18 protein-coding genes are annotated in these 19,977 nt (G+C 64.5%); 7 read left to right on the top strand and 11 right to left on the bottom strand.

All coding sequences use genetic code 11. The annotated features are described in order from the left end of the window. Positions 1-28: 28 nt before the first annotated feature. Both CK620_RS11365 and CK620_RS11360 read right to left on the bottom strand, forming a co-directional pair. On the bottom strand, positions 29-532 hold the full coding sequence (locus tag CK620_RS11365; protein ID WP_095550394.1) for a hypothetical protein: 504 nt from the start codon (positions 530-532) through the stop codon (positions 29-31). 122 nt (positions 533-654) lie between these two features. Then, complete coding sequence (locus CK620_RS11360) at positions 655-1,164, bottom strand: hypothetical protein (protein ID WP_095550393.1); 510 nt, start codon at positions 1,162-1,164, stop codon at positions 655-657. A gap of 370 nt (positions 1,165-1,534) precedes the next feature. Here CK620_RS11360 and CK620_RS11355 point away from each other — a divergent pair, with 370 nt between their 5' ends. The 6 genes from CK620_RS11355 to CK620_RS11330 all read left to right on the top strand — a co-directional run bounded on the left by CK620_RS11355 (position 1,535) and on the right by CK620_RS11330 (position 8,138). Beyond that, positions 1,535-2,677 carry a branched-chain amino acid ABC transporter substrate-binding protein gene (locus CK620_RS11355; protein WP_095538566.1) on the top strand — a complete coding sequence of 381 codons (1,143 nt, stop codon included), beginning with the start codon at positions 1,535-1,537 and terminating at the stop codon, positions 2,675-2,677. 183 nt (positions 2,678-2,860) lie between these two features. Then, positions 2,861-3,790 (top strand): branched-chain amino acid ABC transporter permease, encoded by a 930-nt coding sequence (locus tag CK620_RS11350; protein WP_095538567.1) that lies wholly within the window; start codon positions 2,861-2,863, stop codon positions 3,788-3,790. After that, positions 3,787-4,911 (top strand): ABC transporter permease subunit, encoded by a 1,125-nt coding sequence (locus CK620_RS11345; protein WP_095550392.1) that lies wholly within the window; start codon positions 3,787-3,789, stop codon positions 4,909-4,911. The genes CK620_RS11350 and CK620_RS11345 overlap by 4 nt, the downstream gene beginning before the upstream one ends. Further along, on the top strand, positions 4,908-5,801 hold the full coding sequence (locus tag CK620_RS11340; RefSeq protein WP_238946108.1) for an ABC transporter ATP-binding protein: 894 nt from the start codon (positions 4,908-4,910) through the stop codon (positions 5,799-5,801). Before CK620_RS11345 ends, CK620_RS11340 begins: the two co-directional genes overlap by 4 nt. 67 nt (positions 5,802-5,868) lie before the next feature. After that, positions 5,869-6,573 (top strand): ABC transporter ATP-binding protein, encoded by a 705-nt coding sequence (locus CK620_RS11335; protein ID WP_238946125.1) that lies wholly within the window; start codon positions 5,869-5,871, stop codon positions 6,571-6,573. A 599-nt stretch (positions 6,574-7,172) separates the two neighbouring features. Then, positions 7,173-8,138 (top strand): hypothetical protein, encoded by a 966-nt coding sequence (locus CK620_RS11330; RefSeq protein ID WP_143326079.1) that lies wholly within the window; start codon positions 7,173-7,175, stop codon positions 8,136-8,138. 478 nt (positions 8,139-8,616) lie between these two features. Here CK620_RS11330 and CK620_RS11325 read toward each other — a convergent pair whose 3' ends face one another. Next, a complete protein-coding gene (locus tag CK620_RS11325) occupies positions 8,617-10,587 on the bottom strand; it encodes an ABC-F family ATP-binding cassette domain-containing protein (protein WP_095550390.1) in 1,971 nt (656 codons plus the stop codon). Positions 10,588-10,826: 239 nt separating this feature from the next. Here CK620_RS11325 and CK620_RS11320 point away from each other — a divergent pair, with 239 nt between their 5' ends. Further along, positions 10,827-12,053: an anhydro-N-acetylmuramic acid kinase gene (locus CK620_RS11320; protein WP_095550389.1), complete on the top strand. Its 1,227-nt coding sequence runs from the start codon at positions 10,827-10,829 to the stop codon at positions 12,051-12,053. Positions 12,054-12,282: 229 nt separating this feature from the next. Here the strand turns inward: CK620_RS11320 and CK620_RS11315 are convergent, their stop codons facing one another. The 8 genes from CK620_RS11315 to CK620_RS11280 form a co-directional block, all read right to left on the bottom strand. Then, positions 12,283-12,789, bottom strand: a complete 507-nt coding sequence (locus CK620_RS11315; RefSeq protein ID WP_095550388.1) for a TPM domain-containing protein — start codon at positions 12,787-12,789, stop codon at positions 12,283-12,285. A 9-nt stretch (positions 12,790-12,798) separates the two neighbouring features. Then, positions 12,799-13,749, bottom strand: coding sequence for a TPM domain-containing protein (locus CK620_RS11310; protein ID WP_275250714.1), 951 nt, complete (start codon positions 13,747-13,749; stop codon positions 12,799-12,801). Between the two features lie 8 nt (positions 13,750-13,757). Beyond that, positions 13,758-14,357, bottom strand: a complete 600-nt coding sequence (locus tag CK620_RS11305) for a LemA family protein (protein ID WP_095550386.1) — start codon at positions 14,355-14,357, stop codon at positions 13,758-13,760. Between the two features lie 394 nt (positions 14,358-14,751). Next, on the bottom strand, positions 14,752-15,738 hold the full coding sequence (locus CK620_RS11300; RefSeq protein WP_095550385.1) for an NADPH:quinone oxidoreductase family protein: 987 nt from the start codon (positions 15,736-15,738) through the stop codon (positions 14,752-14,754). Positions 15,739-15,916: 178 nt separating this feature from the next. Further along, positions 15,917-17,845: a phosphoenolpyruvate--protein phosphotransferase gene (ptsP, locus tag CK620_RS11295; protein WP_095550384.1), complete on the bottom strand. Its 1,929-nt coding sequence runs from the start codon at positions 17,843-17,845 to the stop codon at positions 15,917-15,919. A 77-nt stretch (positions 17,846-17,922) separates the two neighbouring features. Then, positions 17,923-18,192 carry an HPr family phosphocarrier protein gene (locus CK620_RS11290; RefSeq protein ID WP_095550383.1) on the bottom strand — a complete coding sequence of 90 codons (270 nt, stop codon included), beginning with the start codon at positions 18,190-18,192 and terminating at the stop codon, positions 17,923-17,925. Next, a complete protein-coding gene (locus tag CK620_RS11285; protein ID WP_095550481.1) occupies positions 18,189-18,620 on the bottom strand; it encodes a PTS sugar transporter subunit IIA in 432 nt (143 codons plus the stop codon). The genes CK620_RS11290 and CK620_RS11285 overlap by 4 nt, the downstream gene beginning before the upstream one ends. A gap of 63 nt (positions 18,621-18,683) precedes the next feature. Next, complete coding sequence (locus tag CK620_RS11280) at positions 18,684-19,970, bottom strand: MFS transporter (protein WP_095550382.1); 1,287 nt, start codon at positions 19,968-19,970, stop codon at positions 18,684-18,686. Between the last annotated feature and the right edge of the window lie 7 nt (positions 19,971-19,977).

Here is a 19,977-nt window from a genome sequence, read left to right as displayed (position 1 = left end):
AGCCCTGGCCCATCCTGCCTTTTGGAGATTATTTCGATAAGGACAAGCCCTGCGCCTCCTCCTCCAGGCGGCGCAGCTTGGCTGTCATGGCATCGGCATTTTTTTGGCATTGTTGGGTGATGTCATGCATTTTTCTGGCATTCAATATGGCGACATTTTTCATGTAATAGATTTTGCTGCTCTCTAGATCGGAAATGGCTTGATTGCATTTTTCGCTGTTTGCAGCGATCTTTCTTTTGAGGTTGGGAATCAGGTAATTTTCCAAATCATGCAGTCGCCGCTTGTTTTGGCTGGCGCGGATTTGCTGGCGCAGCTTCTCGGCTTGGGTGGTTTGTGGCTGGACGCCTTGATCATCTGATGGTGGCTGCGATGAGCTGGTTGGGGAAATCGCTATTTTTTGTGAGTTTTCCCCGCAGGGAGTCTGGCTGTAGGTATTGCCGCATTTGTAAACTTGTGCGCCTGCAGCTTCAGCGAGAGCAATCAGCAATGCGCTGGTCAAGAAATTTTTGTGGCAAAAATTCAATGAAGGCATTTTGATTCCCCGAGAAGTCTCTTGTTTTGGATGTTGAAAAATTCTGTCTTATGATGAATGCTTGTAAAAATGCAGGCAGCAAGAGGCAAGAAGGCAGCCCTATGCCGCCGACTTCTTGGAAATTATTTTGATAAGGACAAGCCCTGCGCCTCCTCCTCCAGGCGGCGCAGCTTGGCCGTCATGGCATCGGCCTTCTTTTGGCATTGATTGAGCATTTCTTCCATTTCTTTTTTGTTTTGCTTGGCCACATTTTTTAGCCAATAGATTTTGCTTCTGTCCCGATCAGAAATGGATTTCTCGCACGCCTCGGTGTCTGCGGCGATTTTTCGCCTCAGGTTGGGAATCAGATGGTTTTGCAAGTCATGCAGCCGCCGTTTGTCTTGGCTGGCGCGAATTTGCTGGTGCAGCTTCTCGGTTCGGCTCGTTGGCGTGTAGGAATCTTGGTGGTCAGTCTGTTGCGGCGATTGGTAGGCCGGAGTCACCACGATTTTTTCTGCATTGTGGCCGCAAGGGGTCTGGCTGTAGGTGTTGCCGCATTTGTACACTTGTACTTGCGCGATCGTCACTCCAGCGAAAATGCTCAGGAATGCGCCTGCCAGGAATGGTTTGTGCAGAATATTGGATGAAGTCATCTTGAATCCATGGGAATATCAAAAGGTTTTCATTGGTTAAGAATTAATTTTATTGTTATGGTTTTTATTTTGATTGGGCATTGAGGCAATGCTTTTGGAGCAATGCCGAACTGCCCCGAAGGGGCTGCTGCAAAGCGGCCTTTGGATTTTTCACCTTTTCGCAATACGCCGCAAGGCATTTGTGGCCATGGAGGGATTACGGCTGCCTCTGAAGGCCGGATGGCAGGGCAAGGGCATCCTCGCTTTCCCTATGAGCGCGCCTTGGCTATGCGTGCGGCGCACCCCGTCAAGGCCATAATCGCTTCCCTCATTGCCATGCCTGCGGCCATGCCCGTGGGCTTTTCACCTTGCATCAAAGGAGTCAACGACCATGAAGACGACATTCAAACTGCTGGCCACCAGCATGGCCGCAGCCTGCGCGCTGGCCGCCCCGGCCCAGGCCGAGACTGTGCGCCTGGGCTTTGCCGCGCCGCTGACTGGCCCGCAGGCCCACTATGGCGAAGACATGCGCAACGGCTTGCAGCTGGCGCTGGAGGAGGCCAATGCGCAAGGCATTGAGCTCGATGGCTCCAAGGCCCAGTTCGAGCTGGTCTCCAAGGACGATCAGGCCGACCCGCGCACGGCCGTGCAGGTCGCCCAGCAAATCGTCGATGAAGGCGTGCAGGGCGTGCTGGGCCACTTCAACTCGGGCACGACCATCCCGGCCTCGCGCATCTACAACGACGCGGGCCTGCCGCAGATTGCCATGGCGACCTCGCCCGAGTACACCCAGCAGGGCTACGACACGACCTTCCGCATGATGACCAGCGATACGCAGCAGGGCGCGGCCGTGGGCGTGTTCATGGTCAAGGATCTGGGCGCCAAGAACATTGCCCTGATCGACGACCGCACCGCCTATGGCCAGGGCCTGACCGACCAGGTGGCCAAGGCCGTGCAGCGCGCTGGCGGCACCGTCGTGGCGCGTGAGTACACCACCGACAAGGCCAGCGACTTCACCGCCATCCTGACCAACATCAAGGCCAAGAACGCCGATGCGATCTTCTTCGGCGGGCTGGATGCGCAATCGGGCCCGATGCGCCGCCAGATGGCCACGCTGGAGATCAAGGCCCCGCTGGTTTCGGGCGAGATGACGCGCAGCGACACCTTCCTGCGCCTGGCCGGCGACACGGCCAACGGCACCTATGCCTCGCTGGCGGGCGTGCCCATCGACAGCATGGCCCAGGGCGGCAAGTTCGCTGAGGCCTACAAGAAGCGCTTCAACAAGGAGCCTGGCGTGTACTCGCCCTATGCCTACGACGGCGCCTGGAACATGATCAGCGCCATGCAGCAGGCCGGCTCGGCCAAGCCCGAGAAGTACCTGAGCAAGCTCGCCGGCCTCAAGCGCAGCGGCGCGACCAGCGAGAACATCGCCTACGACGAGCGCGGCGATCTCAACGAGGTGTCGGTGACCATCTACCAGGTCAAGGACGGCAAGTGGGAGATGGTCAAGACCATGGTGGATTCGGCCAAATAAGCCCGCCGCCGCATTGATCTTGCTGCACGAAGCTGCCCGCTGCCGCTGCGCACTTTGCGTGGCGGCAGCGGGCAGCTCTGATGGATGGGCTCGCCCTGGCGGCGCTTTTCTTTCGTCTTTTTTCTTCTCGTCGTTTTCTTCCGCTGTGGCCGTCTGCGGCCCCGGGGCCTGGAGCGCTCCCGCATGGATACCTTTTTGCAACAAATCATCAATGGGCTGACGGTCGGCAGCGTCTATGCGCTGGTGGCGCTGGGCTACACCATGGTGTACGGCATCATCGGCCTGATCAACTTCGCGCATGGCGATGTGGTCATGGTGGGCGCCATGGTGGCCACCAGCGTGGTGCTGGCGCTGGCCGGCGGCGGCGCGGCCTGGCCGGCGCTGGCGCTGCTGGGCCTGGCGCTGCTGGCGGCCATCCCGGTGTGCATGGCCATCGGCTGGACGGCCGAGCGCTACGCCTACCGCCCGCTGCGCCGCGCGCCACGGCTGGCGGCGCTGATCACCGCCATCGGCGTGTCCATCATCATCCAGAACCTGGCCATGATGTTCTGGGGGCGCGGCTATCTGAACTTCCCGCACGTCATCGAGCCGGTGGTGCTGCAGCTGGGCCAGGCGCGCATCAGCCTGCTGCAAATCGGCATCATCGCCAGCGCCGCGCTCATCATGGGCGCGTTGCTGCTGCTGGTGCTCAAGACCCGGCTGGGCACGGCCATGCGCGCCACGGCGCAAAACCGCGAGGTGGCCGGGCTGATGGGCGTGAACATCAATACCGTGATCTCCGCTGCGTTCCTGATCGGCTCGGCCCTGGCGGCCGTGGCCGGCGTGATGATCACCGCCTACTACGGCGTGGCCCAGTACACCATGGGCTTCATGCTTGGCCTCAAGGCGTTCACGGCGGCGGTGCTCGGCGGCATCGGCAACCTGCCCGGGGCCATGCTTGGCGGCTTGCTGCTGGGCCTGATCGAGGCCCTGGGCGCGGGCTACATCGGTGATCTGACTGGCGGCGTGTTCGGCAGCCATTACCAGGACGTGTTCAGCTTCATCGTGCTGATCGCGGTATTGATTTTCCGCCCATCCGGCCTGCTGGGTGAGCGTGCAGGAGACCGGGCATGAGCGCTGTATCCAATCCCTCTCGACCCGAGCCCGGCGCGCCGCAGCGCCGGGCCATTCCGGCTCGCGTCTGGCTGGGCACGCTGCTCATCGGCGCGGTGCTGCTGGTGCTGCCCTTCGTGCTGGGCAGCGTGGCCGGCCAGGGCTGGGTGCGCATCCTGAACTTCGCGCTGCTGTACGTGATGCTGGCACTGGGGCTGAACATCGTCGTGGGCTTTGCCGGGCTGCTCGACCTGGGCTACATCGCTTTCTATGCCGTGGGCGCCTACGTCTGGGCGATGCTGGCCTCGCCGCACTTTGGCCTGCATCTGCCGTTCTGGGTCGTGTTGCCGCTGGGCGTGATGCTGGCGGCGCTGGCGGGCATGCTGCTGGGCTTTCCGGTGCTGGGCTTGCGCGGCGATTACCTGGCCATCGTCACGCTGGGCTTTGGCGAAATCATCCGCATCTTCATGAACAACCTGGATGCGCCGGTCAACATCACCAACGGCCCGCAGGGCATCAACCGCATCGACACCTTCCGCGTCGGCGACTTCGCCTTCGGCCGGGCCGAGACCATCCTGGGCTGGCGCATCACCGGGCCGGAGAAGTACTACTACCTGCTGATGGCGCTGGTGCTGCTGATCGTCTTCATTTGCGTGCGGTTGCAGAACTCGCGCATCGGCCGCGCCTGGGAGGCCGTGCGCGAGGATGAAGTGGCCGCCAAGGCCATGGGCATCAACACCCGCAACATCAAGCTGCTGGCCTTTGCCATGGGCGCATCTTTTGGCGGCGTGGCCGGCTGCCTGTTCGCCTCGATGCAGGGCTTCGTCAGCCCCGAGAGCTTCGGCTTGACCGAATCGATTGCCATCCTGTGCATGGTGGTGCTCGGCGGCATGGGCCACGTGCCTGGCGTGATCGTCGGCGCGCTGCTGCTGGCCGTGTTCCCGGAATTCCTGCGCGCCGTGGTCGAGCCGCTGCAGCACAGCCTGTTTGGCGCCGTGGTGATCGACCCGGACGCCATCCGCATGCTGCTCTTTGGCCTGGCGCTGGTGCTGGTGATGATCTTCCGCCCCGAAGGCCTGTGGCCCTCGGCCGTGCGCAAGCGTGAGCTGCACGCCAACCAGCAAGGGGGGCGCGGAGCATGATGCAGGCATCGACCACCACCACCGCAGCCAGCGCCAGCCCGGCGCGCCCGGCCATCGGCCAGCCGCTGCTCGTGGCCAGCGGCCTGAGCAAGCGCTTTGGCGGCCTGCAGGCGCTCGATGACGTGGGCTTCACCATCCGTCAGGGCGAGATCTTCGGCCTGATCGGCCCCAACGGCGCGGGCAAGACCACGCTGTTCAACGTCATGACCGCGCTGTACGTGCCCGAGGCGGGCAGCTGCCTGTTCCAGGGCGTGGACTTGACGCGGCTCAAGCCGCACCAGATCGCCCAGCAAGGCCTGGCGCGCACCTTCCAGAACATCCGGCTGTTCTCCAGCCTCAGTGCGTTGGAAAACGTCATGATCGGCCAGCACCTGCGCACCCGCGCCGGCGTGCTGGGCGCCATCCTGCGCGGGCCGCGCACCCGCGCCGAGGAAGCGCGCATCGAAGCGCGGGCGCTGCAGCTGCTGGACTATGTGGGCATTGCCCACTGCGCCAATGAAGTGGCCGCCTCGCTCTCATATGGCGACCAGCGCCGCCTGGAGATCGCCCGCGCGCTGGCCACCGAGCCCACGCTGCTGGCGCTGGACGAGCCAGCCGCCGGCATGAACCCATCGGAAACCCTGGTACTGCGCGCGTTGATCGAGAAGATCCGCGCCAGTGGCATCACCGTGCTGCTCATCGAACACGACATGAAACTCGTCATGAACCTGTGCGACCAGGTGCTGGTGCTGGAATACGGCAAAGTGCTGGCCCAAGGCGAGCCCCAGACCGTGCAGCGCAACCCGGCCGTCATCGAAGCCTACCTGGGCAAGGGCGCGGCGCAGGAGCTGGGCCTGCTGCCCGCCAGCGACGCTGCCGCCGCAGCAGAGGAGGGTGCGCGCCATGGCTGACAGCATTACCGCAACAGCAGCGACCACGGCCTCGGCCAGCACCGCCGCGGCGCACACTGGCCAGCCCATGCTGGAAATCTCCGGCCTGGACGTGGCCTACGGTGGCATCCGTGCAGTGCGCCAGCTCGATCTGCACGTGCACCAGGGCGAGCTGGTGGCCCTCATCGGCGCCAACGGCGCGGGCAAAAGCACCACGCTGCGCGCCATCTGCGGCCTGGTGCCCGCCGCCAGCGGCGACATCCGCTACCTGGGCCAAAGCCTGCTTGGCAAACCCAGCTACACCCTGGTGCGCCAGGGCCTGGTGATGGTGCCCGAGGGGCGCGGCATCTTCCCTCAGCTGACCATCGAGGAAAACCTGCTCATGGGCGCCTACAGCCGCCGCGACCAGGCCGCCATTGCGCAGGACACTGAGCACGTCTATGCCATGTTCCCGCGCCTGGCCGAACGCCGCCGCCAGACGGCCGGCACCCTCTCGGGCGGCGAGCAGCAAATGCTGGCCATGGGCCGAGCCATGCTCGCCAAGCCCCGGCTGCTGCTGCTGGACGAGCCCACCATGGGCCTGGCGCCCATCATGGTCGAGAAAATCTTCGAAGTCGTGCGCGGCATCTCCCAATCGGGCGTGACCATCTTGCTCATCGAGCAAAACGCCAAACTGGCGCTGCAGCTGAGCCAGCGCGGCTACGTCATGGAATCGGGCCAGGTCATCCTGCAAGGCCCAGCCGCGCAACTGCTGCACGACCCCAAAGTGCGCGCGGCCTACCTGGGCGAATGAGGCCGCCTGCCCTGGCGGCGCTGGTTGCAGGCAGGCCGCCCATTGGCGGCAGGCCTGCTGCCTGATCGATCGCGTCTCAAAACCGCTTCAGCATCTTGGCGCGGGGGAGGGAAAGAATCGATTGGGGATGGGCTGCAGACTGCCAGCAAGCCATTGAAGCGGGCCATCACATTGGAGCCTTCAAGCAAATGAAGCATGTCAGAAACCCCCATCACATCAGCATTCGCTGCGCACTGGCACCCAAGCACACTTTGGCAGATGTGGCCACAGCCCTGTTAGAAAAATGGAGGCCTGAGCATCAATTCGTGGCCAAGGGTGGTTTTGATTACGAGCGCGACGAAAAATGGGTTGAGACCTAAAAAGCGCCCATTCGAGATATTTATGCCAATCCAAACACCCGAAAGCTGTGCTTCATGGTGGCAGATCATTTGCCTCCAAAGCTACGCTGAAAGCCATTATTCTGGGTAGAGTGGAGCCCAATTAGAGTATTGATTTTTATGGAAATAAAAATGAGGCCCCCATTTTTGATTCGCATGCAATGCGTCTTGTCGCCTCGGTACACTTTGGCCGAGGTGGCGACTGCGCTGATTGAGCAGTGGATGCCTGCACACAACTTGAAGGCCAATGGAAAATTGGAGTACGGCAAAACCGAAAAAGAAGGCCCGCCCACGCCGGACATATACACCAACCCCGCTTTAAGAGACTTGCTTTTCTCCTCACCAGATCAGTTCGGGAAAATTTTTCTGCTTACCTACGACGAGCAACGGCGTGGTGACAAGCAAAGAAATACCTTTGGTCACGCTCACTGCATCGCCCTTGATTTAACCGACTTTCTGGATGATCAAGCACTGTCTCGAGCGCAAACCAGTTTTGCAGCGGCCCACTCGCTGGTGGACTTTCTCTGTGACCACTTCGATGTGTTGGATCTGGTGATGGATCGGGGTCGTAACGGCTTTGCCCCCAGCCCGCCGCTGGCCTATATCGGCGATCTGATTCGCATCGTGCGCAAGAGCGAGGTGGAGACCGCTTACGAAGACCCATCGGTGTACTGGCAAGCCTGGTCCACGCAGCGTGATCTGGGGGACGGACGGATGCTGGTGGGCCGCGCGCCCGCGATCATTGATGAGTTGGCCTTCAAGCAGGCAACATACCCCGCGCAATGGCAAATGGCGCGAGCCGCCAAGCCGAAGCTGACCACCTACGGAGCGTTGGCCAGTGGCATGACGGGTTTTTCTGTGAATCCCGAGGAGCAAGACTATTTCCAGCAGGGCCAAGGCATTATCCAGTCCATGCACTACCAGGCCGAAACGCAGACGCTGGATGTGACCGCCTGGGCCGATCCGGGCATTGACATTGCCCCGCGTGAAGTGGCGCAGATTTTGCACTGGCGCTTCAACAAGCGCTTGGATAAGGGCGAACCACTGAAGGAGGTGCGCTTTGTCTTTCTCAACCGCGAGCAGGCAGAGGCGCAAAAGCGCGTGTTGCTGGACATGCGCTGCCGGGTTTTCCACATGGGTTCCAGCCCCACCGAGCTGGTGGAAGTGACGGACAGCCCAGGCGCATGAGGCGGATTCATGCGCTGAATGAAGCACAGAGGATGCGAGCTGGCGTTGTTTGACCAATATTTGCCCGGCCGGATGGCTTGTGGGATACGAATGTTTGCGATTTCCAACGAGGCTTTTTGTTTTCTTGTGGGGCGGGCAAAGCTGGATATTGCGGTTTTTTGATCCCAGAAAAGACAAACCCCGCCTAGAGGCGGGGTGTAAATGGTGCATGGACTGTTGTTCGAGTTATTGGGTTGCCGGCCACTGTTTGGAGGCAGCTCAGCGCGGCTCGGCAGCGCGATTGCCGGTGAGAGAAGGCAATCTCAGCGTTTGCGATCGCGCTCGTCGTCGGGCCAGATGCGGGTGCTTTTGGTGTTCATGTCTCTATCCTCAAAAAATCACAATGCATCCCTCAACGCTGCTCCGGCCAGGGCGTTGACAGGCCGCGCAAAAAAATCCGAAAAATTTCCCGCGCGGCACTTGAAGTGCTCTGAAGGGTTCAAGCGTCGGCTTCTTGCTGCAGGGCCTGCAGGGTTTCCGACAGGCTCAGCCATTGCTCCTCAGCGTCGTCGATGGCGCTTTGCAACTCTTTGATTTTCTTGCCGCTTTCGGCCCAGTCTGCCGGGCTGCTGTGTTCGCCCAGGCTGGCTTCGAGGGTGGTTTTCTGCGCCTGCCAGTCGCTGAGTTGCTGCTCGATGGTTTGCAGCTGTTTTTTCAGCGGCTGGGTTTTCGCGGCCAGCTGCTGGCGCTTTTGGGCGTCAATGCGGCGTTGCTCGCGCTGGTTGGCGGGGGGAGGGGGGCTGGCGGCAGCTTGGGACTGGCCGGGGCGCTGGGCTTCGAGCTGGGCGCGCTGGGCCTTTTGCTGTTCGAGCACGTGCTGTTGGTAGTCCTCCAGGTCGCCGTCGAAGCTGCGCACGCTGCCCTGGCTGACCAGCCAGAACTGCTCGCAGACGCTGCGCAGCAGCGCGCGGTCGTGGCTGACCAGCATTAGCGTGCCTTCGAAGCTGTTGAGGGCCAGGCTCAGCGCCTCGCGCGTGCTCAGGTCCAGGTGGTTGGTGGGCTCGTCCAGCAGCAGCAGGCCCGGGCGCTGCCAGACGAGCATGGCCAGCACCAGGCGGGCTTTTTCGCCGCCGCTCATGGTGCCCACGGGCTGGGCGACCATGTCGCCGCTGAACTGGAAGCCGCCGAGGAAGTTGCGCAGATCCTGCTCGCGCGCGGGGTTGGGCGGCTGGGCGCCGTACTGACGCGCCAGGCGGATGAAGTGTTCCAACGGGCTGCTGCCAGCGTGCAGCACGTCCAGCTCCTGCTGGGCGAAGTAGCCGATGGCCAGGCCCTTGCCCTGGATGATCTCGCCTGACAGCAGTGGGATGTCGCCGACGATGGATTTGATCAGCGTGGACTTGCCCTGCCCGTTGGCGCCCAAGATGCCGATGCGCTGCCCGGCCTGCACCGAGAGCTTGACGCCGCGCAGGATGGTCTTGTGCTCGCTGCCGTCCTTGCTTTGGTAGCCCATGTCGGCCTGGCGCACGCTGAGCATGGGGTTGGGCAGGGCCAGAGGCTCCTTGAAGCTGAAGCTGAACTCGGCCTCGGCCAGCACGGGGGCGATGCGCTGCATGCGCTCAAGCGCCTTGACGCGGCTTTGCGCCTGGCGCGCTTTGGTGGCCTTGGCCTTGAAGCGGTCGATGAAGTGTTGCAGATGGGCGATTTGCTCTTGCTGGCGGGCAAAGGCTGCCTGCTGCTGCTCCAGCTTGAGGGCGCGCTGCTCCTCGAAGAAGCTGTAGTTGCCGCCGTAGCGCGTCAGGTCCTGGTGCTCCAGGTGCAGCGTGACCTGGGTGGTGGCGTCGAGGAATTCGCGGTCGTGGCTGATGACCAGCAGCGTGCCGCTGTAGCGCGCCAGCCAGCCTTCGAGCCAGATCAGCGCGTCCAGGTCCAGGTGGTTGGTGGGCTCGTCCAGCAGCAGCAGGTCGCTGGGGCTCATCAGTGCGCGCGCCAGCTGCAGGCGCATGCGCCAGCCACCGGAAAAGCTGTTGACTGGCCGTTCGAGCTCATCGGGCGCAAAGCCCAGGCCGAGGATCAGCGCCTGGGCGCGCGAGCGCGCGTCGTAGGCCCCGGCGTCGGCCAGCTCGGCGTGCAGCTGGGCCATGGCCAGGCCGTCGCCGGCGGCTTCGGCCTCGGCCAGCCGCGCCTGCAGGGCCTGCAGCTGCGCATCGCCGCCGAGCACGAAATCGGTGGCGCTGGCGGCGGTTTCGGGCATGTCCTGCGCGACCTGCGCAATGCGCCAGCCCGCCGGCATGGAAAAGCTGCCGCCGTCCTCGTGCAGCTGGCCGGTGAGCAATGCAAACAGGGTGGATTTGCCCGCGCCGTTGCGCCCTACCAGCGCGGCTTTTTCCCCTGGCTGCAGGCTGACGCTGGCGCCATCGAGCAGGACTTTGCTGCCCCGGCGCAGCACGACATTCTTCAAGACGATCATGGTGCGAATTATGAAAGCTCTATGGGCATCGCAGCGGTACGCATCTGCGGATTCAGGTGCTCTGCTGCGTTGCTCGTTCTCGCAATGGCTGGGCCATTGCTGTGGTTGCGCGCCTTGCATCCCATCCCGGGCCGCAGTGCCTGCTTTGCCGCTGGGGGCGTGCAAACCGTTCTTACTGGCTGCGGCAGGCTCCTACAATGGCCGCCGCCTGCCCCGAGCCACTATTTCCCCTTTTTGCCATGACCTTGCCTGCACACTGCACCACCAATGCCAGCGATGGCTGGTACATCGGCCTGATGTCAGGCACCTCGCTGGACGGTGTGGACGCCGTTCTGGCGCGTTTTGCGCCGCGTGCTGGGCAACAGGCGCAGACCGGGGCGCTGGGTGCAGTGGCGGTGCAGGTTGGCGGCCATGTGCACCAGCCCTTCGAGGCCAGCCTGCGCGAGGTGCTGATGGCGCTGAACTTCCCCGGCCAGGACGAGCTGCACCAGGCGGCGCTGGTGGCCAATGCGCTGGCGCAGTGCTGCGTGCAGGCCGTGGAGCGCCTGTGCCAGCAAGCCGGCATCGCGGCGCGGCAGGTGGCGGCCATTGGCGCGCACGGGCAGACGGTGCGCCACCGGCCGCAGGGCGTGCCGCTGCAGCGCTACACCATCCAGCTGAACAACCCGGCCTGGCTGGCAGAGCACACTGGCATCAGCGTGGTGGCAGATTTCCGCCGCCGCGACATGGCTGCCGGCGGCCAGGGCGCGCCGCTGGCGCCGGCCTTTCATCAGGCGCTGTTCGGTCCTGCCGAGGGCGGCGGCGCAGGCTTGGCGGTGCTGAATCTGGGCGGCATTGCCAACCTCAGCCTGATCGACGCCCAAGGGCAGACGTTGGGCTTTGACTGCGGCCCAGCCAATACGCTGCTGGACGCTTGGTGCCTGCGCCACACCGGCCAGCCCTACGACCGGGACGGCCAATGGGCCGCCAGTGGCCAGGTGCATGAAGGGCTGTTGCGCTGCATGCTGGCGCAGCCGTATTTCCAGCAGCCTGCGCCCAAGAGCACGGGGCTGGATGTGTTCAATCTGGACTGGCTGCAGCAATGCCTGGCGCAGTGCGCACAGGTAGAGGGCGATGCTGGTGGCGCTGCGCCGGCGCTGCGCCCCGAGGACGTGCAGGCCAGCCTGGCGGAGCTGACGGCCATCAGCTGCGCCCAGGCTTATGCGCGCTATCAGCAAGGCCAGCCGGTGCTGGGCGTGTGCGGCGGCGGGGCCTACAACCGCCATGTGATGGCGCGGCTGCAACACCACCTGGGCGCAGCGGTGGCGGTGCAGAGCACGGCCCAATGGGGGCTGGCCCCCGAGCTGGTCGAGGCCTGCGCCTTTGCCTGGCTGGCGCGCCAGTGCCTGCTGGGCCTGCCGGGCAATCTGCCGGCGGTGACGCAGGCCGCCGGCCCGCGCATTCTGGGCGCGATCTATCCGTGTTGAGCGCCTTCAAGGCCTTGCGCTTGTCAAAGCGCGGCCTTGGGTTTTTTGTGGCGCGGTTTTGCACTGTGCAAACCAAATTTCAACAAGCCCCAAGCCTGCTTTGGGCCTTTGGGCCTTGGAGCCGAAGCCTTGAACAGGCTTTGAAGCAGGCCAGTTGCTTTGGCAGGCCAGGGCCAATGGGCCCCCAAAGCCTGCCAAGCCCCAAGCCAAAAAACGTGCACGTTGAGGCCTATCTTGTTTCGATGCGGTTGGGCAGCTCGTTGCCGTGCGGGTCGTCGGGCATGCCGTAATGCGTGCGCATCTCCGCGCCGATGTTTTCCAGGAGCTGGCTCAGGGCGCGGACATATTGGCCGCTGCGCATGACATCCAGCGCTGCGTCGCACAGCGCTTGCCAGCGCGCTTGCGTGACCACGGCGCTGATGCCGCGATCGGCGACGATTTCCAGCCGCCGCTGTGCAAGATTGACGTAGACAAGCACGCCGCTGCGCGCGGCGGTATCCCACACGCGCAAATGGGCGAAGCAGTCTTCGGCGCGCGTGCGCACGTCCTGATGCCAGGCCACGCTCAGGGGCAAATGGCGCTCGATGAGCAGACGAATTTCGCCGCTGTGGCCGCGCTCGGCTTCGGCCAGCACACTTTCCAGCTTGTGCATGGCTTTGTCGTTGAGCCAACGGTGCTGCCAGGGGGCGCTGGTGAGGCTGCGCAGGGTGCGCGAGAGGGATTGTTGCATCGCCATTGCTGCTCCTTACCAGGATCCGCCGGCGCCGCCGCCGGAAAAACTGCCGCCGCCGCCGCTGTAACCACCGCCTCCGCCTCCAAAGCCGCCGCCGAAGCCTCCTCCCCCAAAGCCTCCCCCAAAGCCTCCCCCGAAGCCGCCGCTGAACCAGTCGTTGCCATCATCGTCATCGCGTCTGTGGCGACGGCGCGTGGCGCGCGTGTCGCTGCTGCGGGAAAAAGCCAGCCCGAAATAGAGCGCCATGCCCAGCGCGAGCAGCAAGACATGGGTGATCTGCCAGGTGATGATGCCGGCAAAGCCGCCGGCGGCAAGGCCGGACAGACCGCGCGCCACAGCGTTTTTGCGTCGCAGCATGCTCGTGGCGAAGATAAGAATGAAAAAGATCGGCAACAGGCCCAAAAGGCGCACATCGGGGTGGGCCGATGCGGCGGGGCCGGACGATGCCGTTTGGCGATCGGCGGCCACCATTTCCGCCTGCACCTGCGGATCGGCTTGCAAACGTTGCGCCGCCGCTTCCAGCCCGGCGCGCACGCCGCCTGCGTAGTTGCCGTTGCGGAAATAGGGGGTGATGTCTTCGCGGATGATTTTCTTTGCAGAAATGTCGGGCAGCACGCCTTCGATGCCGCTGCCGGTGACGATGCGCAGATTGCGGTCATTGACGGCCACGAGCAGCAGCAGGCCATTGTCGCGCGCCTTGTCGCCAAGCTGCCAGCGTTTGCCAAGCTGCATGGCGTAATCGAACACATCCATGCCGTCAGTGGAATCGACCAGGACCACCGCGCCCTGCATCAAGCCCTGGGCATGCCAGCTGCGCAAAAGCGCATTGAGTTCGCGCTCGGCCTGTGGCGCGATCACGCCCGCCTGATCCACCACTGGAGCGTCGAGCTTGAGACTATCGGCGGGCACGGCAAATACCGCTGCCGCGCAAAAGGCCAGCCCCAGGAAAAGGGCGCGCAACATGTGTCGCATCAGTTGAACTGCACTTGCGGCGCGGTGGAAATCCCCGCCTCGTTCTCGACCGTGAACTGCGCGCGGCGCGACAAGCCGGCCAGGCGCGCAATCAGGCTGGTGGGGAAGGTGCGTACTGCAGTATTGAAGGCCTGCACGCCCTCGATATAGTTGCGGCGCGCCGTGGTGATGCGGTTCTCCGTGCCTTCAAGCTGGGTCATCAGATTCTCGAAATTGGTATTGGCCTTGAGCTCGGGGTAATTCTCCGCCACCACCAGCAAACGCGACAGGGCGGAGGTCAGCTCGCCCTGCGCCTGCTGGAAGCGCTGCATTGCCGCCTCGTCGCCCAGCATCTCCGGAGTGAGCGTCACGCTGCCGACCTTGGCGCGCGCCTGGGTCACCTGCGTGAACACCGCTTCCTCGTGGCGCGCATAGCCCTTGACGGTCTCAACCAGATTCGGCACCAGATCGGCACGGCGCTGGTACTGGCTCACCACCTCCGACCAGCGTGCATTGACATCCTCGTCCAGCCCCTGCAAGCGGTTGTAGCCAGGAATGGCAAGCGCCGCCAATGCGGCAATCAGGGCAATGACAATCGCGATACCGCTCAAACCTTTCATGTCTTTCTCCAAAAATGGTACTGGGGCTTAGAGCATGTTCACCGTCTCTGCAGGGCTGGCAAGAAAGTGGATTTGGGCGGTCTGCTGCGTTGCAAAGCCTCGCCAATAGCCCTAGCTATGGCTGCGTTTTGTGCCTTGCAGCCCATCCCAAACCACTTTTTGCCCGCTCGCGCCGAGACTTTGAACAGGCTCTTAGAAAGCAAACATGTGCTTATCACATGCTAACTGATTGAAGTGCCAAGCAAAAACAGGTACTGCCACCATTCAGAAATCAGTGCGGTCAAGTTTCGGCATCTTTTGCGCCTGTTTTGCTTGGGCTGCTGTTGGGCCTGGATACCCATTTCCACCTGCGCTGCCATCGCGCAGGCGGGGGGGGGCAGTGCGCTGTGGCGGGTCACTCCTGCGCGTCGTTGACCAGCACCAGTTTGCCGCGCACGTTGCGCTGGCCCATGCGGGCGTAAGCCTGGGGCAGCTCGCGCATGGGCAGGGTGGCGTCGATCACGGGCTTGATCTTGCCCTGCTGATACCACTGGGCCAGCTGCTGCAGCATGGCGGCGTTGGCGGCCGGCTCTTTCTGGCTGAAGGCGCCCCAGAACACGCCGACGATGGACGCGCCCTTGAGCAGCGGCAGGTTCAGCGGCAGCGCGGGGATGGGGCCGGCGGCAAAGCCGATCACCAGATAGCGCCCGCGCCAGGCGATGGAGCGAAAGGCCGGCTCGGCCCATGGGCCGCCTACGGGGTCGTAGATCACGTCCGGGCCCTTGCCGTCGGTCAGCGTCTTGAGCGCTTCGCGCAGGTCCTGCTCCTGGTAGTTGATGCTGGCATCGGCACCGATCTGCTCGCACAGGGCGCATTTCTCGGCGCTGGAGGCTGCGGCGATGACCCGGGCGCCCTGGGCCTTGGCGATCTGGATTGCCGCTGTGCCCACGCCGCCGGCTGCGCCCAGCACCAGCACGGTCTCGCCGGGCTGCAGTGCGCCGCGGTCGATCAGCGCGTGGTGGGAGGTGGCGTAGGTCATGATGAAGGCGGCCGCATCCTCGAAGCTGAAGGCATCGGGCAGCGGCATGCACAGCTTGGCATCGACCAGGGTGTGCGTGGCAAAGCCGCCCGTGCCGCTCAGAGCCGCCACGCGCTGGCCGGGCCGCAGATGCTGCACGCCTTCGCCGATGGCTTCGACCACGCCGGCGTATTCCGAGCCAGGCACGAAGGGCAGGGGCGGCTTGATCTGGTATTTGTTCTGCACGATCAGCAGATCGGGGAAGTTCAGGCTGGCGGCGTGGATGCTCACCAGCGCCTGGCCCTTGCCGGGGCTGGGCGTGGGCTGCTGCTGCCACTGCAGTTTTTCTGGGCCGGATGGGTCGCTGCAAAGCCATGCGTGCATGGGTGGGCTCCTTGTGGGTTGGGGATGGCGGTACAGGCAGGTTGCTTGCGGTGCGCAAGTGGCCTGCTGCAAGAGGCTGTTCAAAGAAAAAGCGCGCCATTGCAACGCAAAAAGCGCTGGCCGGCAGTAACCAAGGCATCACTTGGCAGCGCAGCAGGGCTGCTCGGGCGCGACGCGGCTATGCGTTGAGCGCCGTGGGCTCTGGGCAGGGGTGGGCGCTGCGGGGCTGCAGCGGCGCGGCCTCAGGTCCGTTGCAAGGGCTTTGTTGCAGCAGGGCCTTGGGGTCTTCGGCCTGCAGCACGCTGCGGGCCCAGGGCTGCAGGGCCTGGGTGTTGGCCAGCAGGATGCGCTCTTTGACGGCCAGGATTTGCGCCGGGTGCATGGAGAAGGAGCGCAGCCCCAGGCCCAGCAGCAGCTCGGTCAGCTCGGGCTCGCCGGCGATTTCGCCGCAGACGCAGACGGGCTTGCCGCGCGCCTGGCAGCGCTGGATGACGTGGGCAATCAGTTGCAGCACGGCCGGGTGGGTGGCGTCGAACAAATGGGCCACGGATTCGTCGGCGCGGTCCACGGCCAGGGTGTATTGCGTCAGGTCGTTGGTGCCCAGGGAGACGAAGTCGAAGTGCTGCAGGAACTGGTCGATGGTCAGCGCGGCGGCGGGCACCTCGATCATCGCGCCCACCAGCACGGGGCCGAATGGCGTCTGACTGGCGCGCAACTCCTCGCGGGCCAGCTCCAGCTGGTTCAGCGCCTGCTGGATTTCCTGCCGCTGGCCCAGCATCGGGAAGAGGATGCGCAGCGGCCCGTGCACTGCGGCGCGCAGCAACGCGCGCAGCTGGGTGCGGAACATGGCCGGGCTGGCCAGGCTCCAGCGGATGGCGCGCAGCCCCAGCGCGGAGTGCTCTTGAGTCTGGCGGCTGACGGCCTGGCCGTCCAGCGCCTTGTCCGCGCCGATGTCGACGGTGCGGATGGTCACGGGCAGGCCTTGCATGGCCAGCATGGCGTCGCGGTAGGCGCGGTATTGCTCCTGCTCGTCGGGCAATGTGCCTTGTCGCCCCATGAAGAGAAACTCGCTGCGGAACAGTCCAACCCCAACAGCGCTGTTGTTCAGCGCGGCGGCGCAGTCGCCGGGCAGCTCGATGTTGGCCAGCAGCTCGATGCCCTGGCCATCGTGGGTGATGGCCGGGGTGTAGCGCAGGCGCTGGCGGCGCTGGCGCACCTGTTGCAGCTGCTGCTGCAGCTGGCGGTAGTACGCCAGGGTGGCGGCATCGGGGTTGACGATGACCTGGCCAGCATCGGCATGGACGATCAGCAGACAGTCCTGGGTGACGCGGCTGGTGGCATCTTTGGCGCCGACTACGGCGGGGATGTCCAGGCTGCGCGCAACGATGGCGGTGTGTGAAGTGGTGCCGCCGGTGTCGACGACGAAGCCGGCAAAGATGTTTTGCCGAAAGTGCAGCATGTCCGCCGGAGCCAGTTCGTGGGCGACGACGATCAGCGGCAAGTCTTCTGCTGTTGGGTGGCTCTGACTGGCCTGTTGTGGATTTTGTTGAGTTGCCTGAGGCGTTGGGGCCTTGAGAGTGGCCTGAGTTTGTTGGATGCTGCTGAGGGCCGCGCCCAAGGCGCCCGGCGGCGGTGCAGCGGCCTGGCCGCGACCTTGCCGATCCTGCGCCTGAATGCATTGCACGACGCGGGCGACGAGCTGCTCCAGATCGGTTTTGCGCTCGCGCAGGTAGTCGTCGTCCATGGCGTCGAACTCGCGCGCGTACTGGGCCAGTTGCTGCATCAGCGCCCACTCGGCGTTGTAGCGGCGCTGGCGCACAAAGGCGGCAGCGCCTTGCTGCAGCGCCTCGTCCTCCAGCAGCATGGCGTGCACGTCCAGCAGCGCGTGCAGATCGCTGGAGGCCGGGTCTTCGGCAATGCTGTGCTGCACGCGGCGCAGCTCGCCGATGGCCAGGGCAAAGCCTTTTTCCAGGCGCTGCAGCTCGCGCGCCACCTGGGCCTTGCCGACCAGGTAGTGCTGCACGGGCAGTGGCTCCTTGCCCAGCAGCAAGGCCCGGCCAATGGCGATGCCGCTTGAGACGGCGATGCCTTGGATGGGTGGTTTCATGCGTGTTCTCCTCTCCTCAAAATGTGCCGCGTCGGCCTTGCCGACCGTGCCCGCTGGCGGCGGCTGTGAGGCGCCGCTCATTCGCCTTCGCCAAAGCGGTCGGCAATCAGCTCCAGCAGAGCTTGCATGGCCTGTTCTTCTTGTTCGCCTTCGGTTTCGAGCTGCACCTGTGCCCCTTGGCCGGCAGCCAGCATCATCACGCCCATGATGCTTTTGGCGTTGATGCGGCGCCCGTTGCGCGCCATCCACACCTGGCACGGAAAGCTGCTGGCCAGCTTGGTCAGCTTGGCGGAGGCCCGTGCGTGCAGGCCCAATTTGTTGACGATGGTGGCGGTGGTTTGAATCATGCGGAGGCTGGGCTGGGTGATGGGGCCGCGCTGGGCACGGCGGCAATGCCTTGCACGCCGCCGCTTTGGGCGCGCTCGAGCAGCACGGGCAGCGGCTCGTGGCGGTAGGTCAGGCTGCGCAGCAGCATGGGCAGGTTGGCGCCGGTCAGCACCTGGGCGCTAATGCCATGCGCGGCACACCATTGCTGCAGCGCGCAGGCCACGTGGTAAGGGGTTGCGCCCACCACGTCGGTGAGCAGCAGCACGGGCGTTTGCGATGCGCCCAGCAGGGCAGGCGCCTGTGCCAGGCCCCAGGCGGTGTCGTGCGTGGGCTGTACGTCCAGCGTCAGCACGTCCTGTGCCAGCTCGGCCAGCACATGGGCGGCGCAGGCCTTCAGGGCATTGGCCAGGGGGGTGTGGGCGACGATCAGGATGCGGCAGGCGGGCATGGGGAATGGCTGGGGGAAATCGCGGGCGTGCAAGGGCTGTGCAAAGCGCAAGCGTTGCGCCGATCATACGCGCTGTGCGTGCTCGTCCGGCCCGGCGTTGGGCCGTGCGGGTGGCAGGTGCCGCCGCAGGAACCAGCCCAGCGCCAACAGCTTGCACAGCCACAGCAGCAGCATCGCGCCCTGGTAGGCCGCCGGCTGCGACCAGCCCAGCGTTTGCAGCAGGTCAATGGCCAGGCCCAGGCCCCATTGCACGAAGAAGGTGCCTGTGAAGATCACCAGATTGAAGGCCGTCAGCGCTCGCCCGGCCAACTGGCTGGGGAATTGCTGGGCCAGCTTGGGCTGCACCAGAGAAAAACCGGTCAGGCTCAGGCAGTAAGCCGCCCAGTGCGGCCAGCGGCTGTCCGCGCCCTGCCAGACGACCCAAGGCAGCACCAGCAGGCCCAGCAGCATGGTGCCCAGCGTCAACGACTCCAGTTGCAGGCCGCGTCGCTCCAGCGGCGCGGCCACCAGGCCCCAGGCAAAAAAGGCCAACATCATGGCGGTGTTGATGCCCAGCAGGCCGGCGGCAGCCTGCTCGGCCGTTTGCCCGGAAACATCGCGCAGCCAGGGGCCGGCCCAGAGTGTCAGGATGGCAAACAGCCCGCCATAGCCGAAAAAGGCCAGCGGGGCGACGTTGATGAAGCGGCGATTGCGCAGCACCACGCCGTAGCCTTTGAGAATGTCCAGCACCGAGGCCGGCGCGCCCACGCCGGGCGGGGCCAGCACGCTGCCCGATGCCGACCAGCGCGGCAGGCCCAACAGCAGGCCCAACAACGCCAGCGCGCCCACGCCGCACCAGGCCCAGAACACGCCGCGCCAGCCCAGCTGCGGCAGCAGCCATTGCACGGGCAAGGTGGAGAGCAACATGCCCAGCGCGCCGACCATTTGCATCCAGGCGTTGGCGCGCACCTGAGCCGCCGGGCTGTACCAGCGGCGGTAGGCCGTCAGCGGCGCCATCAGGCCGGCGGCCAGCCCCAGGCCCAGCAGCGTTCGGCCCAACAGCATCTGAGGGAAAGTCTGGGCCGCCGCCGTCATGGCGCCGCCCAGCAATGCCACGCAGAGGAAAGCCACGGCAGTGCGCGGCGGGCCGAAGCGGTCCAGGCAAATGCCCAGCGGGATTTGCATCAGGCAAAAGCCGATGAAATAACTGCCGGCCAGCAGCCCCAGGGCGCCAGAGTCCAGCGCGAAGCTGGCGCTGAGCTCTGGCGCCAGCGTGGCGGTGACGGCCCGCACCAGCATCGAGAGCAGATACACCAGCGCAAACAGTAGGAATACGCGGATGGCGGCAGCGCGAGGCAGAAGCTGGTTCATGGCGTGA

Origin of the sequence: Vandammella animalimorsus (assembly GCF_002285285.1) — a bacterium.
Classification (GTDB): domain Bacteria; phylum Pseudomonadota; class Gammaproteobacteria; order Burkholderiales; family Burkholderiaceae_C; genus Lampropedia; species Lampropedia animalimorsus.
Note: the sequence above shows the minus strand (reverse complement) of the source record. Positions and strands in the feature narration are given on the sequence as shown.